Source organism: Pseudomonas sp. GL-B-19, assembly GCF_019956415.1.
Classification (GTDB): domain Bacteria; phylum Pseudomonadota; class Gammaproteobacteria; order Pseudomonadales; family Pseudomonadaceae; genus Aquipseudomonas.
Map to the genome: position 1 here is coordinate 48703 of NZ_JAHBDK010000022.1, position 16541 is coordinate 65243.

11 protein-coding genes are annotated in these 16541 nt (G+C 60.4%); 5 read left to right on the forward strand and 6 right to left on the reverse strand.

Annotated features, from left to right (window positions below; genetic code table 11):
* Positions 1-38: 38 nt before the first annotated feature.
* The 3 genes from KGB06_RS09205 to pvdM form a co-directional block, all read right to left on the reverse strand.
* The gene (locus KGB06_RS09205) at positions 39-917 is read right to left on the reverse strand and encodes a formylglycine-generating enzyme family protein (RefSeq protein WP_223514297.1); all 879 of its coding nucleotides are present in this window, start codon (positions 915-917) and stop codon (positions 39-41) included.
* Positions 918-1074: 157 nt separating this feature from the next.
* Entirely contained in the window at positions 1075-2355 is a 1281-nt protein-coding gene (locus tag KGB06_RS09210; protein ID WP_223514479.1) for an aminotransferase class V-fold PLP-dependent enzyme, read from the reverse strand.
* 28 nt (positions 2356-2383) lie between these two features.
* Positions 2384-3733: a pyoverdine-tailoring dipeptidase-like protein PvdM gene (gene pvdM, locus KGB06_RS09215; RefSeq protein WP_223514314.1), complete on the reverse strand. Its 1350-nt coding sequence runs from the start codon at positions 3731-3733 to the stop codon at positions 2384-2386.
* A gap of 253 nt (positions 3734-3986) precedes the next feature.
* Between pvdM and KGB06_RS09220 the strand changes: the two genes are divergently transcribed.
* Positions 3987-5615, forward strand: a complete 1629-nt coding sequence (locus KGB06_RS09220; RefSeq protein WP_223514316.1) for a PvdJ/PvdD/PvdP-like protein — start codon at positions 3987-3989, stop codon at positions 5613-5615.
* A gap of 119 nt (positions 5616-5734) precedes the next feature.
* On the opposite strand, the gene KGB06_RS09225 is transcribed toward KGB06_RS09220, so the two are convergent.
* The 3 genes from KGB06_RS09225 to KGB06_RS09235 are packed head-to-tail and all read right to left on the reverse strand — an operon-like array spanning position 5735 to position 10283.
* Positions 5735-7129: an efflux transporter outer membrane subunit gene (locus KGB06_RS09225; RefSeq protein ID WP_223514319.1), complete on the reverse strand. Its 1395-nt coding sequence runs from the start codon at positions 7127-7129 to the stop codon at positions 5735-5737.
* Between the two features lie 7 nt (positions 7130-7136).
* Positions 7137-9110 carry a MacB family efflux pump subunit gene (locus KGB06_RS09230; protein ID WP_223514322.1) on the reverse strand — a complete coding sequence of 658 codons (1974 nt, stop codon included), beginning with the start codon at positions 9108-9110 and terminating at the stop codon, positions 7137-7139.
* Positions 9111-10283 (reverse strand): efflux RND transporter periplasmic adaptor subunit, encoded by a 1173-nt coding sequence (locus tag KGB06_RS09235; protein WP_223514325.1) that lies wholly within the window; start codon positions 10281-10283, stop codon positions 9111-9113.
* 320 nt (positions 10284-10603) lie between these two features.
* Here KGB06_RS09235 and KGB06_RS09240 point away from each other — a divergent pair, with 320 nt between their 5' ends.
* From KGB06_RS09240 to KGB06_RS09255, 4 genes are all read left to right on the forward strand, one after another.
* Complete coding sequence (locus KGB06_RS09240; RefSeq protein WP_317849374.1) at positions 10604-11086, forward strand: sigma-70 family RNA polymerase sigma factor; 483 nt, start codon at positions 10604-10606, stop codon at positions 11084-11086.
* Between the two features lie 132 nt (positions 11087-11218).
* On the forward strand, positions 11219-12556 hold the full coding sequence (locus KGB06_RS09245) for a lysine N(6)-hydroxylase/L-ornithine N(5)-oxygenase family protein (protein ID WP_223514330.1): 1338 nt from the start codon (positions 11219-11221) through the stop codon (positions 12554-12556).
* Between the two features lie 497 nt (positions 12557-13053).
* Positions 13054-15756, forward strand: a complete 2703-nt coding sequence (mgtA, locus tag KGB06_RS09250; protein WP_223514348.1) for a magnesium-translocating P-type ATPase — start codon at positions 13054-13056, stop codon at positions 15754-15756.
* Positions 15757-15962: 206 nt separating this feature from the next.
* Positions 15963-16385, forward strand: coding sequence for a hypothetical protein (locus KGB06_RS09255; RefSeq protein ID WP_223514351.1), 423 nt, complete (start codon positions 15963-15965; stop codon positions 16383-16385).
* The last annotated feature ends 156 nt before the right edge of the window (positions 16386-16541 follow it).

Below are 16541 nucleotides of genomic sequence, written 5' to 3' on the forward strand. Positions count from 1 at the left end.
GTTGACTGTTAGTCCGCTATCGCGAGCAAGCTCGGCTCCTACAGGTCACGCACAACGCGCAAGCCTATCCAGTCGCCGCGCTCTTGCGGGTACTGGCTGTTGCGGTTGCCGGAGCGGGAGAACACCGGGGCTTCACCCCAATCGTTACCGCGAATGCGCACGGCTTCGCAGTTGGGTTCCAACCACGCGCTGCCATCGGTGGGGGCACCGATGTAGTTCGGGTGTTCGCAGTCTTCGACCCATTCGTAAACGTTGCCGTGCATGTCGTACATACCGAACGCATTGGGCGGGTAGCTGCCCACCGGCGAGCTGTAGCTGTAACCGTCCGCCGGGCCATAGGTGTTGGCGTGCCTGGCAATGCTGTAGGCCTTGCCTTCATCGAACGGAAAGGGGAACGGGCCTTTTGTGCCACCGCGCGCGGCATATTCGCGTTGGGCTTCGCTGACCATGTGGTACGTCTGCCCGGTTTTTTTCGACAACCACGCGACGTAGTTTTTGACGTCATCGAAGTTCATGCACACCGCGGGCTGGCGCGGGGTTTGCGGATAACGCGGTTTGCTGGCGATGCATTCGCGGCCCGGCCGGGTATCGCCGTTGGCAATGATCACCCCACTTTCGCGCACGTAGCTGTCCCACTCGCCGGCGGTGATCTGGAAGCGGCTCATGGCGAACGGCTTGGCGAAGGTCACGTCGTACATCGGACCTTCGTCGGGCTCGCGACCGACTTCATCGTCCGGCGTGCCCATGGTGAAAGTGCCGGCGGGCAGCACCACCATTTCCGGGCAGTCGCGGCAGTCCTTGAATACTTTGCCGGGTGGCGGTGCGGTGGCGGCCTGGGCGGCGGTGGGCAACAGGCCGGCCATGAGCGCGGTCAGGGCGAGAGCCTTGAGCGGCAGGGTCAATTGATCTCGGTTCATGAGTGATCTCGATATAAAAAACGGGTGTCACGCCAGGTCCAATGTAGGAGTGAGCCTGCTCGCGATAGCGGTGGGTCAGTCACCATCAATGTTGAATGGGCTGGCCTCATCGTCGGAACGCCGCCCGGAGCCGGCTCACTCCTACAGGGGATCAGCGTCATGCGGTTTTGTTCAGCAGGGCCATGAAGCGGTCGATCTGGTCTTCCGTGTTGAGCAGGCCAGGCGCAATACGAATCACCGGGCCAACGTCGCGCTCCACCGAGTCGCAAACCACGCGGTTTTCCATCAGTTGGGCAGCGACTTTTTCGCAGTCGCGGTCCTTGATCCGGAAGAAGGTGAAACCGGCGGACAGGTCCGGGCTCTTTGGCGTGACCAGTTCGATCTGCGGATGCTCCAGCAGGCGGTTTTTTGCATAGGTGTTGAGCGCATGAATGCGTGCCTGCACCTCGGCTTTGCCCAGTTCCAGGTGCAGCTTGAACGCCTCGTCCAGCGCCCAGCGATGTTCAAAGCTGTGATAGCCGCCGGGGGTCATGATGGTTGAGAAGGTGGTGGCTTCGGAGAACGTCGGAATGGTCGGCGTGACGTCCTTGAGTTCAGCGGAGCGGGCGCAAATGATCCCGGTGCCGCGCGGGCCGAACATCCATTTGTGGGTGCCGGCGATGAAGAAATCGCAGTGCATGTCGGGGAAGTCGAGGTCCTCGACGCCGAAACCGTGCACGCCGTCAACCACATACAGAATGCGGTCCTTTTCTTCGCGATTGCGGTTCTGTTCTTCCACCAGTTTGCCAATCTCGCCAATCGGCAGCTTCACGCCGCTGCCCGATTGCACCCAGGTCATGCCGAGCACGCGGGTTTGCGGGCGGATGCCTTTGCTGATCGAACCGAGCACTTCATCAACGGAAATGTCGCGGCTGTTCTCGAACAGCTTGAGCTTGCGCACCTTGACCCCGTCCTTTTGCTGACGGTAATCCAGCGCATAGTGGGTGGCGTAGTGTTCATGCTCGGTGGTGAGGATTTCCTGATCCGGGCGCACATGAATGCCGCCGTAGATCAGCGACAGACCCTCGGTGGTGCTGCCGGTGAGGGCGATTTGTTCAGGCTTGGCCTTGAGGTAACGCCCGGCCCAGGCACGCACGTCCTGCTCACGTTTTTCCGTTTCGCCCAAGTCCCAGTCCATCGCCCGGCCGGGGTTGCGGTCGAGGTTGACGCGGTGCCGTTCGATGGCCTCGCGCACCGGTCGTGGGTGCGAAGTCACCAGAAAGTTGGCGAAGTGCAAATAGTCCGGATCCTGATCGAACAGTTGGCGCAATTGCGCCCACTTGTCCTTGGGCAGCGGCTGCGCAGTGGCAGCCCGCGCCGGCAACATCACAGCGCTGCTCAGGGGCAGGCCGGCCGCGAGAATCCCCGCCTGCTTGAGGAATGAACGACGGTTGGTCATCAGCAAGGTTCGCTTTTGCAAAGAGGATTCAGTTTTTCGCCACCGGCCTGGAAGACTTCTGCACCTGGTCCCAGACCCGCAGGAAATTGCCGCCCCACAGCTTGGCGATATCAGCCTCGCTGTAGCCGCGACTGATCAGTTCGGCCGTGACGTTGCGGGCCTCGCTGACATCCTTCCAGCCCTCAAGGCCGCCGCCGTCGTTGAAGTCGGAGCTGATGCCCACGTGATCGATGCCGATTTTCTTCACCGCATAATCAATCGCGTCGCCGTAGTCCTTGAGCGTGGCTTTCGGTTCTTCATCGACAATCGCGTAGAGCTGGCTGGCGTACTCGCCGAAGCGTTGCTCGGACCAGACGGTGATCACCGGGTCGCCGGGCATCAGCGCCATTTCCAGGCCTTGCAGCGGTTGCAGGTCGAAGCGGGCGCGCAGGGCGTTGAGTTTGTCCTGGGTGGTTTGGCTCAAGGGGCGGATGTAGGTCGGGAAGCCGACAATTTGCACCACGCCGCCGCTGTTTTTGATCAGCTGCATTTCCTGGTCGCTGAGGTTTCGCGGGATGTCCACCAGCGCGCGAGGCGCTGAGTGCGAGGCGACCATCGGCGTGCGGCTCAATTGCGCGACTTGTTCCAGGGCCTTGGTCGACATCTGCGAGACATCGATGATCACGCCGAGGTCATTGAGGCGATGCACCGCTTGTTTACCGATGTCCGACAGGCCACCGAGGGCGTCCCGCGAATCATTGAAGAACGGCAGCGGCCGCGATGAGTCAGCCCAGGCGTTGTTGCCCACGTAGCTGAAGCCGAACATGCGCATGCCGCGAGCGGCCCATGTGTCCAGCGCGTTCAGGTCGTTGCCCAACGGGTAGGCGTTGAGCATGCTGATGAACACCGCGAACTTGCCTTCGCCGTGCAACCGGCGGAAATCGTCCGGGGTGTAGGCGATGGCGACTTGATTGGGGAAATCGCGGACCATGGCGCTGATGATTTTGTAGCGGGTTTCCTGCTCGAACCGGGCTTCGTCGACAAAGCCTGCGGTTGGGCGGTGCGGGGCGTTGGCGCCGTTCCAGATTTCCGGCCAGCCGAAGATGGTCAGGGCGGCGCCGGAGAGGCGTCCGCGTCCGGTTTTGACCAGGTCGAACTGGCCGCTGCCGTCCTTGTCGGCTTCGTTGCCGGCGGTGCCGAAGTCCAGCGGCACGGTGACGTGGCTGTCGAAGGAGAGGATGCGTGTTTGCAGCTCATCGGCCTGTTGCATCACCTTGATCGGGTGGCCGGGGTTGTCTTTGAACCAGTGTTCCCAGACCGCGTAGCCGGCAACGGCGCTGATCGCCAGCGCAAGTGGCAGGCCGAGGTAAAGCGCCTTTTTTGAACGTGGTTTTGTCATGTTCATCTCAGTCAGGTTCGTTGCCCCGGTGTGGGCGTGGGGGGGCTTTGCTATCTGGGAGGAACGAGTTATGCCGTTGGAAATTTAGGGGGGCTGATGGCCTCTTCGCTGGCAAGCCAGCTCCTACAGTGGATCTTCGGTGTACAAACAATCTCTGTAGGAGCTGGCTTGCCAGCGATGCTTTTAAATTTCCGGAGGGGACGAACGTTCTAACTTGGATAAAGCCTGCTCCATGGCTGACACAGGTAGGGCAATGACGATTTCTCGACGAGGGTTCATGGCAGGCCTGGCGCTGACCGGCGTTGCGGTGCCTGCGGTTTTTTATGGGCATCGTGAATGGACGAAAGCGGATCCGACGATTACCCCCGGCGAAGCTTCTTTTGATGTGGCGGATGTCGCCGGCCAGCGGCTGGCGGACACGCTACGGGGCGTTTGGCAGATTCGTTTTGAAGGCCGTGACGCCGGGATTGAAGGTTTGCCTCGTGATGGTCTGGAAGTGTTTCTTGACGTCGGCCACAAAGGGCGCGGCCTGATCGGGATCCTCGACACGGCCGAGCGTTTGCGTTCCAACGAAGCCCCGCGTTACCGGGTGCTAGGTGATCTGGCCGATGTCAAGGCGGCGCAATTGAGCTGGCGGTTGGTCAATGCCAATGCGGCGCAGGGCACCCCCGATTACGAATTCAGCATGGCGCTGGACGAAGTCTGGGCCGGTTTCGGTAACGCTGGCAGAGGCACGCTCAGTGGTCGCGTATTGAACCTTGATCGTCCGCTGATGATGACCGCGCAGGACAATCGCTTCATCGCCGTCAAACGGGTATTCCCCGAAGCCCGCGAGCGCACCGGGCTCAATGCATCGCTGCTGGCCTGGCTGATTTCGCCCGAGCATCGGCTGTTTCACCAGCTCTGGCATGCTTCTCGGGACAAATGGCACACCTTGTCCGAAGACAAACGCAATGCCTTGCGTGGCCTCGGCTGGCAGCCCGGCCCGCGCGACAAGGAGCGCGATGCCCGTGGTGCGCGCAAGGATCGCAATGGCTCGGGCGTGGACTTTTTTTTCATGCATCGGCACATGCTCGGCACGGCGCGGTCGATGCAGGACTTGCCGTCATGGCCACACTTCCCGTTGCCGCAACCGGAACTGGCCCGTGATCGCATCGGCTTCGCCCAATACTGCGACAACCACGACGGCACCGCGCTGCCGCCGACCTGGGTGGCCGACGACGATGCTGAATATTCGCAATGGGTCAGCGACATCAAGACTGCCGAGACGTATCACAGTAATTTCCAGGTCTGGGAGTCGCGCTACCGCGACCCGCGTTATCTGTCGAAGCTGACCCTGGGCCAGTTCGGTTCAGAGGTTGAGTTGGGTCTGCACGACTGGTTGCACATGCGCTGGGCCTCGGTGCCACGGGATCCATCCAACGGCCAGCCAGTGCCATTCGCCAGGGATCCGGCGGACTTTTCCGCACGCTGGTTTGCACCGGAAAACGACTTCCTCGGCGATCCGTTTTCGTCCCATGTGAACCCGGTATTCTGGTATTTCCATGGCTGGATCGATGATCGACTGGAAGACTGGTTTCGCGCGCATGAACGCTTTCATCCGGGGGAGGTGAGTCGGCTGGAGGTTAACGGCGTGCCATGGTTTTCCCCGGGGCGTTGGGTGGAAGTCGCTGACCCGTGGTTGGGGCCGAGCACCCATGGTTGCAGCACCACGCCGGGGTTGCAGGCGGGCAAGTCGGTGGAGATGGACCCCGAAACCATGAAGCTGGCGCTGCGGATAACATTTGGCGAGGATGAGAAGAAGCTGGCGGATATGTTCCGCAAAGTGCCGCAGCGGCCTTGGTATGCGCGGCATTTGAAGGCTAAGCCGGTTACCAGTTAATCAGGAATACAGCGTTATCGTTCAATCGCGAGCAGGCTCGCTCCCACATTTGTCCTGTGAACACAGTTCCATTGTGGGAGCGAGCCTGCTCGCGATGGCGGACTTTCTAACACTGAAAATCACAAAACCTGCCACCCCCCACCCAACGCCTTGTACAGCGCAATACTCGCCTGCAACCGCGACAACCGCAGCTGCACATTCAGATCCTGCGCCGCATACAAGGTGCGTTGCGTCTCCAGCACCGTCAGCAAATCCTCGGCCCCGGCCTGGTAGCGGCTCTGAGCGATATCGAATGCGGTCTGCGCCTGCTTCAGTTCCTCACCTTGCCACTGCCGCTGTTCATCCAGACCACGAATGCTGTTCAGCGCTTTTTCCACGTCGGCAAAACCGTTGATGATCGCGCCGCGATAGGTTTCCAGCAGCTCTTCCTGGCGGGCTGTGGCCTTGTCACGCTGAGCGCTGAGGCGACCATTATTGAAGATCGGTGCGACCAGGCCTGCGGTCAGGTTGTAAAACGGGTTGCGCAACATATCGGCGGCGCGGTCAGCCCCCGAGCCGATTTCAGCGCTCAAGGTCACGGTCGGCAACATCGCGGCGCGGGCCACGGTGACATTCGCCTGTGCTGCGGCCAGTTGTGCTTCGGCACGGGCAATGTCCGGGCGGCGCCGGATCAGTTCACTGGGCACGCCAGCGTCGATGGTCGGCCATGACAGTTGATCGAAATGTTCCAGGCTCAATGGCAATTGCTGCACCGGCCGGCCGAGCAGGGCCGCGAGGCTGATCGAAGCGTCCTGAGCCTGTTGCTGCACCAGCGGCAATTGCCGTTGTTGCGTTGCGACCAGGCTTTTTTGCTGCGCCAGTTCCAGCGCGGTCGCCGAGCCTGAATCAAACCGCGTCTGCACCAGTTTCAAAACACTCTGCGCGTTCGCCAGGTTCAGTTCGGCGATGTGGCTCTGTTCACGCAGCGACAGGGTTTGTGCGTAGCCGCTGGCAACGCTGCTGAGCAGCGTCAATTCCACCGTTGCCTGATCGAACTGGCTGGCCTGCAACGCAAATTGTGCGCTGTCGCGGGAGGCGCGCTGGCCGCCCCAGAAATCGATTTCGTAGCTGGCGCTGAGGTTGGCGTTGAAGTAATCCTCGGCGCTGTTATCGCTGTCGGCATCGAGTTGGCTATAGCCATTGCCACGCAGCAGTTTTTGCCGGTTGGCATTCAACCCCGCCGTGACCTGCGGCAGCTGCGAACCGCCGGCCACCACCGTTTCCGCCTGTGCCTGACGCACCCGGGCGATGGCGGCGGCCAGATCGAAACTGCCGACACGCGCCTGTTCGATCAGTTGGTCCAGCTGCGGGCTACCGAACTGGGTCCACCATTGCTGGTTGCTGCGGGTGGTGCTTTTATTGTGCGGTGATTGCCAGTCGGCGGGCGGTTGGAGGCCGCTGTCCGGGCGCTGGGCGGGGCTGGCGCAAGCACCGAGCAACAGGCAGAGAGTCAACAGACTGAGTGACGGCTTCATGGAAAGATCATTCACTGGTAAGGGCCGTGACCGGGTCGAGTCGGGCAGCTTTGCGGGCCGGCATGAAGCCGAAGACAACACCGGTGACCAGGGCGCAGCCGAAGGCGCCGAGCACCGCTATCAAGGAGAACGCGACAGCGACTTCGCTGAGAATCAGCACACCGCCGACGATCAGCGCCAAGGCGATCCCGGCCAGGCCACCGACCACCGAGAGCATCACCGCTTCGGTGAGAAACTGCCGCAGGATGTCGCGCTGTCGGGCGCCGGTGGCCATGCGGATACCGATCTCGCGGGTGCGTTCGCGCACGGTCATCAGCATGATGTTCATCACGCCGATCCCCCCCACCAGCAAGGAAATCGCGGCAATCGAGCCGAGCATCAGCGACAGGGTGTTTTGCGTGCGTGCTTCGGCCTGGATCATCGCGGCGTTGTTGGTCAGCTCGAAATCCTTCTTGCCGTTATGCAGCCGCAGCATCAACTGCTCGATGGCCATCTCAGTCTCTTTGACCTTGCGCGCATCGGCGGCGGCGATGGCCACGTATTCGGGATTATGGGTACCGAACAACCGGACGCTGGCGGCGGAGTAGGGGATGGCAATGCGGTCGTCACTGTCGGAATCGCCGGAGCTCGCACCTTTTTCCGCGAGGACGCCGACCACCTGAAACGGCACGTTTTCGATCAGGATGTATTGGCCGATCGGGTTGGCCACGTCCTTGAGCAATTTGGTCCGCACTTTGTGTCCGATCACAGCGACCGCCGCGGCGTTTTGTTCATCGGCCTCGGTGAAGTAGCTGCCTTCGACCACCGGCCAATTGAAGATCGCCGGAAAATTGGTGTCGTTACCACCGACGTAACTCAAGTGGTCGAGGTTACCGAAACGCACCCCGGCCTCCTGGCCATTGACCGGCATGATCCGCATCACTTGCGGCAGGCTGGCCACTGCCGCGACGTCATCGAGGGTGACGATGCCCGGTGCGGTACGCGGGTTCGGGGCCGTGCCGCTGAGGTAAATGATGTTCGAGCCAAAGGCGCCCATTTGCGCCATGACCTGGCGTTTGCTGCCTTCGCCCACCGCCAGCATCACCACCACCGAGGCCACGCCGATGATGATCCCCAGCAGCGTCAGCGTCGTGCGGAAGCGGTTGATCCACATTACCCGCCAGGCGGCTTGCACTGCGTCGATCAGTTCACCTTTCCACGCGCCAGTGGCCTCGGCACCTTCGCTCAGGCGCTTGCGCAGGTCCACGGCTTGCAACGCGCCGGGGTTGGCTGAAGCCTGCACGTCGGGATTGTCACGGGCGCTGTCGCTGATGATCAGGCCGTCGCGAATTTCGATGATGCGTTTGGCCCGGGCCGCGACTTCACGGTCGTGGGTGATCAGGATCACCACATGGCCCTGGCTCGCCAGTTCATCGAGCAGCATCATGACCTCGGCACCGCTGTGGCTGTCGAGGGCGCCGGTGGGTTCGTCGGCGAGGATAATGTGGCCGCCGTTCATCAAGGCGCGGGCAATGGACACCCGCTGCTGTTGCCCGCCGGAGAGCTGGTGCGGACGGTTGCCGGTGCGTGAGGCCAAGCCGAGGCGGTCGAGCAGGGCGGCGGCGCGGGCATGGCGTTCGGCGGCGGGGGTGCCAGCGTAGATGGCCGGCATCTCGACGTTTTCCTGAGCCGAGCCGGACGGAATCAGGTGATACCCCTGAAACACAAAACCAAAGGCTTCGCGGCGCAGCCAGGCCAGTTCGTCACTGTCGAGCCCGGCGACGTTTTCCCCGGCAAAGCGGTATTCGCCCGAAGTGGGGCGGTCGAGGCAGCCGAGGATGTTCATCAGCGTCGATTTGCCGGACCCGGAGGCGCCGACAATCGCCACGAACTCTCCCGCATGGATCGACAGGTCGATGCCGCGCAGCACATGAACGTGCGGTGAATCGCCGCCACCGTAGGCTTTACGGATGTCTTGCAGGTAGATCAGGGGCGTCTGCATTCAACCGCCGCTCCCGTCGGCAGGGCCGATAAGCAGGTGATCGCCTTCCTGTAAGCCACCGAGGATCTGCACCCGCAGGCGATCACTGATTCCGGTGCGAACTTCGCGCTGCTCGACGCTGCCGTTTTTGGCCACGACTTGCGCAGTCTGGTTGCCTGGTTCTGCGCCACCTTGCAACGCCGCAATGGGCGCGGTGAGGACGTTTTTTGCCTGGTCGGAAACGAAAAACACCTGCGTCGTCATTTCTGCCATCAATGCATTGTCAGCGTTATCGACATCGAGCAACACGGTGTACAGCACTACGCGCGCGCTGCCGCTTTTGCTCGAACTGGCCGGGCTGCCGCCACCCTGACTGGTCTGATCCAGTGGCTTGGGCGGTACAGGCAGAATCTGCCGCACGGTGCTGCTCCAACGACGACTGCCACCGCTTAAGGTGGTGAACCAGGCATTCATGCCGGGTTTGACGTGGCCGATGTCAGCTTCCGAAACTTCGGCCCAAACGGTCATGGGTGACAGTTTGGCGATGCGCAAAATCAATGGTGTCTGCTGCTGTGCGTTGAGGGTCTGGCCTTCGCGGGCGTCGAGGGCGACCACGGTGCCAGACATCGGTGCGTAGATGCGGGTGTAGCCCAGTTCGGCCTGATCGCTGCGCAGGCTGGCTTGCGCCTGACGGATCTGTGCCTGGAACATGTCGATGCGCGCCTGTGTGGCGCGCAATTCGGCCTGAGCGGTTTGCACGTCTTCTTCACGGGTGGCACCGCCGGCCTTGAGGTTCTGCTGGCGCTGGTATTTCTGCCGGGCGAGCTCGTGCAGAGCCCGTTGCTCCTGAAGCTGCGCCTTGAGGTTTTCGATGGAGAAACGCCCGGCGTCGAGTTTGGCCTGTTGTGTGGACGGGTCGATTTCCACCAGCAGCTGTCCTTCCTTGACTACGTCGCCGACCTCCACGTGAATTTGGTGGATCTGCCCGGACGCTTGAGCACCGACATCGACATAACGTCGAGGTTGCAGCGTACCCAACGCGGTGACGCTGCTTTCAATATCGCCACGGCTGACGGCCACGGTGGCGAGTTTATCGCGGCCGGGCGGGATGACCTGCCAGGCGGCGACGGCGATAACGGGGATCAGACAAAGTGCTACAAGCAGGGCGCGTCGGGTGTGTCGGGGACGTTTCATGCAGGGTTCCGGCCAATGGGTATCGGCCCGTCGTTCAACCTGCGCGCAGACAATGGCGACAGCCGAACGCTGTCGGGGAGTCGACAGAGACGGGGAGCTGTCCTGTAAACGAGGAGTGGGGCGGGGAATTTAGGTGTGGACACATAGGGTTACACCTGTAGCTCAAGACTATTTCTCGGGCAAGACAAAGCAATACTTTAAATCTACATGAGAATTACTATAAATTACGCACCTCGAACTGCCACTATCGTGCCACTGCCTATTTCGGCGGTCGACGAGGGGGCTCAAGGACAAAAACCGCACCCGTGCGGCCGGGAGTCATGTTGGAAAACTACTATCGCGAGCTGGTGTGTTTCCTGAACGCCAAGCTAGGCAACCGCCAGGTGGCCGAAGATGTGGTGCATGACGCATATGTGCGGGTCCTGGAGCGTTCCAGCGACACGCCCATCGAACAGCCCCGGGCGTTTCTGTACCGCACCGCACTCAATCTGGTGATCGACGATCATCGGCGCAATGCCTTGCGTCAGGTCGAGTCGCTGGAAGTGCTCGACACCGAAGAACGCTACTTCACGCCATCTCCGCACAACTGCCTCGATCACGGCCAGCGCCTGCAAATGCTCCAGCGTGCCTTGGCGCAATTGCCACCGCTGTGTCGCGATAGTTTTCTGCTGCGCAAGATCGAGGGGCTGTCCCACCCGGAGATCGCCGAACGCTTGGGCATTTCGCGAGCCCTGGTGGAAAAGCATATCGTCAATGCGATGAAGCATTGCCGGGTACGGATGCGCCAGTGGGACGCCCATTGATCCTTTCCCGTTAAATTTTATTTCACTGTCCTCGTTCCTACTCAACAGACGACTTGCTGACCTGCCCAAGGCCGGCCGGGTCACTTAGGCTTACTCCCCGCCGCACGGGGGTTCATCCAGAGGACACTGGAAATGACACAGGCAATTGCATCGCCCATCGTTCACGACCTGATCGGCGTCGGTTTCGGCCCTTCGAACCTGGCGCTGGCCATCGCTCTGCAAGAGCGCGGGCCGAGTCAGGGCGAGCTGGATGTTCTGTTTCTCGACAAGCAGGCGGACTACCGCTGGCACGGCAACACCCTGGTGACCCAGAGCGAATTGCAGATCTCGTTCCTCAAGGACCTGGTGACGCTGCGCAATCCGACCAGCCCGTACTCCTTCGTCAACTACCTCAAGCATCACGGTCGTCTGGTGGATTTCATCAACCTCGGCACCTTCTATCCATGCCGCATGGAATACAACGACTACCTGCGCTGGGTCGCCGCGCAATTTGAAACGCAGAGCCGTTACGGCGAAGAAGTGCTGACCATCGAGCCGGTGCTGCACAGCCAGCAAGTCGAAGCGTTGCGGGTGATTTCGCGCGATGCCGACGGTCAGCAACACGTGCGGACCACCCGTTCAGTGGTGGTCAGTGCTGGCGGTACACCACGCATTCCGCAGGCGTTCAAGTTGCTCAAGGATGACAGCCGCGTGTTCCACCACTCGCAATATCTGGCGCAAATGGCCAGGCAACCGTGTGTGAGCAACCATCCGATGAGCATCGCCATCATCGGCGGCGGGCAGAGCGCAGCGGAAGCCTTCATCGACTTGAACGACAGCTTCCCCTCGGTGCAAGTCGACATGATCCTGCGCGGTTCGGCGCTGAAACCGGCGGATGACAGCCCGTTCGTCAACGAAGTATTCTCGCCGGAGTTCACCGACCTGGTGTTCCAGCAAGCCCACAGCGAGCGTGAACGCCTGGTCAACGAGTACCACAACACCAACTATTCGGTGGTGGACATCGACCTGATCGAACGCATCTACGGTATCTTCTATCGCCAGAAAGTCTCGGGCATCGCACGCCATGCGTTCCGCACCTTGACCACCATCGAAAAAGCCACGGCCACTGAACACGGTATCGAACTGGCGGTGCGCAACAATGCCACCGGTGAAGTCACGGTTCGTCATTACGACGCCGTGGTGTTGGCCACCGGTTATGAGCGGCAGATGCACCGTAAGTTGCTGGCACCAATGGAGCAGTACCTGGGTGATTACGAGGTGGATCGAAACTACAAGCTGATCACTGATGAGCGCTGCAAGGCCGGCATCTACATGCAGGGCTTCTGCCAGGCGAGCCATGGGTTGAGCGACACATTGTTGTCGGTCCTGCCGATTCGGGCGGATGAGATTGCCGGTTCGTTGTATGAACATGGCAAGCATCGAGGGAATGGGCGGTCGGTGGTGGACTTGTTGTTGGCGACTGCCAGTTAAATTTTTGGCGCCTGTCAGGCCGCCATCGCGAGCAGGCTCACTCCTACAATGGAACTGTGTATGCAGGGCCAATGTGGGAGTGAGCCTGCTCGCGATGGAGCCCTAAAGAACAGCACAAATGTTGAAGCTGAACCCTTCCTGAAGAACCCCGCGATTCCCTCACCCCACGCCGTTCCTTCGTTTACTCTTCAAAAAGTCGGGGCATAAGCTTCGCGCGTTTTCATCAATAGCGGAGACCCACAGTGGGTACTTGTTCGAGTGACAGTAGTCGGCCGGTTTCAGTAACCGGCACCGTCTCGGCAAGATAACGCGCAGCTTTTTTGTGCCGTTGTCTCGCCGTACAGCGAGCTGCGGCCTCCCGGTCGAGCCAGTCGTGGCGCGATTCCCGATGTCCTCTCATCGACACACTGTCGTGTGATGGCGACTGCCTTGTCGTCACCGCCGCGACTCGACACGCCTGCTCGAAGGTTTCCCGGCTGACCCTGGGGGGCAACGCCTTGAACCTGACCCTGCTCAAAGAGTTCTTCGCCGGATTCCTGCGCACCCGCCATATCGTCCGGCACTTCCGTCGTCTGGCGTTGCTGGAAACCTTCACCGACACCACGGTCAGCCGTGAAGTGCCACCGACGCTGGCGCAAACCCTGGTGAGTGCCGCCAACAGCGACACCGGCCAATTGCTGGAAACACTCGGCTCTCACACCGCAGGCCTGAGCGACCTCGAAGCCGCCGCACTGCGCGAGCGTTTCGGCCTCAACGAGGTCGAGCATGAGCAGCCGCTGCCTTGGTGGACTCACCTGTGGCACTGCTACAAAAACCCGTTCAACCTGTTGCTGACGCTGCTCGCAGTCATCTCCTGGCTGACCGAGGACATGAAAGCCGCCATCGTGATTTTCTCCATGGTGGTGCTCTCGACGTTGCTGCGGTTCTGGCAGGAAACCAAATCCAACCAGGCCGCCGACGCGTTGCAGGCGATGGTGAGTAACACCGCGACGGTCCTGCGCCGCGACGCACTGCGCACTGAGTTGCCGATCAAACTATTGGTGCCGGGCGACCTGGTCGTGTTGTCGGCCGGTGACATGATTCCCGCCGATTGCCGGGTGCTCAGCGCCAAAGACCTGTTCGTCAGTCAGGCGGCGATGACCGGCGAATCGATGCCGGTGGAAAAATTTCCGCGCCAGCAAGACAACGACACGAGCAACCCGCTGGACCTCGACAACATTCTGTTCATGGGCACCAACGTGGTCTCCGGCACGGCGATGGCGGTGATTCTCGCCACGGGCAACGACACCTATTTCGGTGCCCTGGCGCAACGGGTCGGTGGCACTGATCGTGCGCCGACGTCGTTCCAGACCGGGGTCAACAAAGTCAGCTGGCTGCTGATCCGCTTCATGTTCGTGATGGCGCCGCTGGTGCTGTTCATCAACGGTTTCACCAAAGGCGACTGGACCCAGGCACTGCTGTTCGCGTTGTCGATTGCCGTGGGCCTGACCCCGGAAATGCTGCCCATGATCGTCACCTCGACCCTGGCCAAAGGCGCGGTGTTTCTGTCGCGTAAAAAAGTCATCGTCAAACGCCTGGATGCGATCCAGAACTTCGGTGCCATGGACGTGCTGTGCACCGACAAGACCGGCACCCTGACCCAGGACAAAATCTTCCTCGCCCGCAATGTCGACGTTTGGGGTAACGACTCCGACGACGTGCTGGAAATGGCCTACCTCAACAGCTACTACCAGACTGGCCTGAAAAACCTGCTGGACGTGGCCGTGCTGGAACACGTGGAAATCCACCGTGAACTCAAGGTTGGCACAGCGTTTCGCAAGATCGACGAGATCCCGTTCGATTTCACCCGCCGGCGCATGTCGGTGGTGGTTGCCGAGCGCGAGCATGCTCATCTGTTGATCTGTAAAGGTGCGGTGGAGGAAGTGCTTGCGGTGTGCACGCGGGTGCGTCACGACGTCGTTGATGAGGCGCTGAGCGATGAACTGCTGGCGCGGATTCGCCAGGTGACCGCGACGTTCAACGCCGAAGGGCTGCGGGTCGTCGCGGTGGCTGCGCGGCCAATGATCGAAGGCCGCGACACGTATAGCCTGGCCGATGAACAGGAACTGACACTGATCGGTTACGTGGCGTTCCTCGATCCACCCAAGGAAAGTACCGCACCGGCCCTCAAAGCGCTGGCGGCTCATGGCGTAGCGGTGAAAGTGCTGACCGGCGACAACGAACTGGTGACCGCGAAAATCTGCCGCGAAGTCGGCCTGGAGCAGCAGGGCCTGCTGATGGGCAACGACATCGAACGCATGAGCGACGCCCAACTGGCCGTGGCGGTAGAGACCACCAACGTCTTCGCCAAACTCACGCCGTCGCACAAGGAGCGCATCGTGCGCTTGCTCAAGGGCAACGGCCACGTGGTCGGGTTCATGGGTGACGGCATAAACGACGCTCCAGCCCTGCGCACCGCCGACATCGGTATTTCGGTGGACAGCGCCGTCGACATTGCCAAGGAAGCGGCCGACATTATTTTGCTGGAAAAAAGCCTGATGGTGCTGGAGGAAGGCGTGCTGGAAGGGCGCCGCACCTTCGCCAACATGCTCAAGTACATCAAGATGACTGCCAGTTCGAACTTCGGCAACGTGTTCTCGGTGCTGGTGGCCAGCGCGTTCATCCCGTTCCTGCCGATGCTGCCGATGCACCTGCTGGTACAAAACCTGCTCTATGACATTTCGCAGATCGTCATTCCGTTCGATAACGTCGATGAAGAAATGCTCAAGCAACCGCAGCGCTGGCAGCCAGCGGGTGTCGGGCGCTTCATGCTGTTCTTCGGGCCGATCAGTTCGATCTTCGACATCACTACCTTTGCGCTGATGTGGTACGTGTTCAACGCCAACACCCCGGATCACCAGACCTTGTTCCAGTCCGGCTGGTTCGTGGTCGGGCTGCTGACCCAGACCCTGATCGTGCACATGATCCGCACCCCGAAAATCCCGTTCCTGCAAAGCCGCGCGGCGATGCCGTTGATGGTGATGACCGGGATCATCATGGCCGTGGGCATTTTTCTGCCAATGGGGCCGTTGGCGCACTACTTCAAGCTGCAGGCGCTGCCATCGTTGTACTTCGTGTTTCTGCCAGTGATTTTACTGGCATACATGGCGTTGACGCAGGCGGTGAAGGGGTTCTACATCCGCCGGTTTGGCTGGCAGTAGATCGTCCGGTAGCAATTTCCTCTCTGTGGTGAGGGAACTTGCAACAAAAAACGCCGCGTCAAGTCATCCCGAAATGGCGTTCTTGTAAGAACTTGAAATCAATTCGTTCACTTTAAGACGTTTCCTACAAGGGCTCAGGATGTTTTCATGCGCGTGACGTTTACTTGAGCCAACAGCTCTTACCTTTGTCGCGACCGTTGGATCCCATGTCCTATAAATGCTGGCGAATCCTGATCGCCGAAGAACAGTACATTCGTTGCAGAAACATCGAGAAAACCCTTAACGAACTAGGCTATCGCGCCTTCACGCTGACGACCTCGCTCCAGGAACTGTTGGCGTTGACTCACTACTCCTCGGAGCCCCCCGAACACTTTGATCTGATGATCATCAACGGTGAGCTATTGGCGACATCGGGTATCGATCCGGTGAGGTTTTTTCAGAGAAACTCTCAGATTCGTCACGGGGTGATTTACGATTCGCGACGCGGTCTGCCGAAGGCAGAGACAATTTACGCCAACCACCGACGCCAACTGAGCCTGATCCGCACGCTGGATCGACAGACCCTTGGCATGCTGCTGGAGCCGCTCGATGTTTGGGAAATTTCCGCCAAAACTTGCGACGTTTCCTAACGAGGCGGGCGCCCGATTGGGGGGTTTTTGCACTGGCTGCAACCGCGCGACGAATCACAGATCTGGCCATGAGCCTTCGTTGAAATCAGAAAGGGAAACCGAATTTTCAGGAAAAGTCCTACATAAACCGGTATCAGGCTTCCGTAGTCTTGCGCC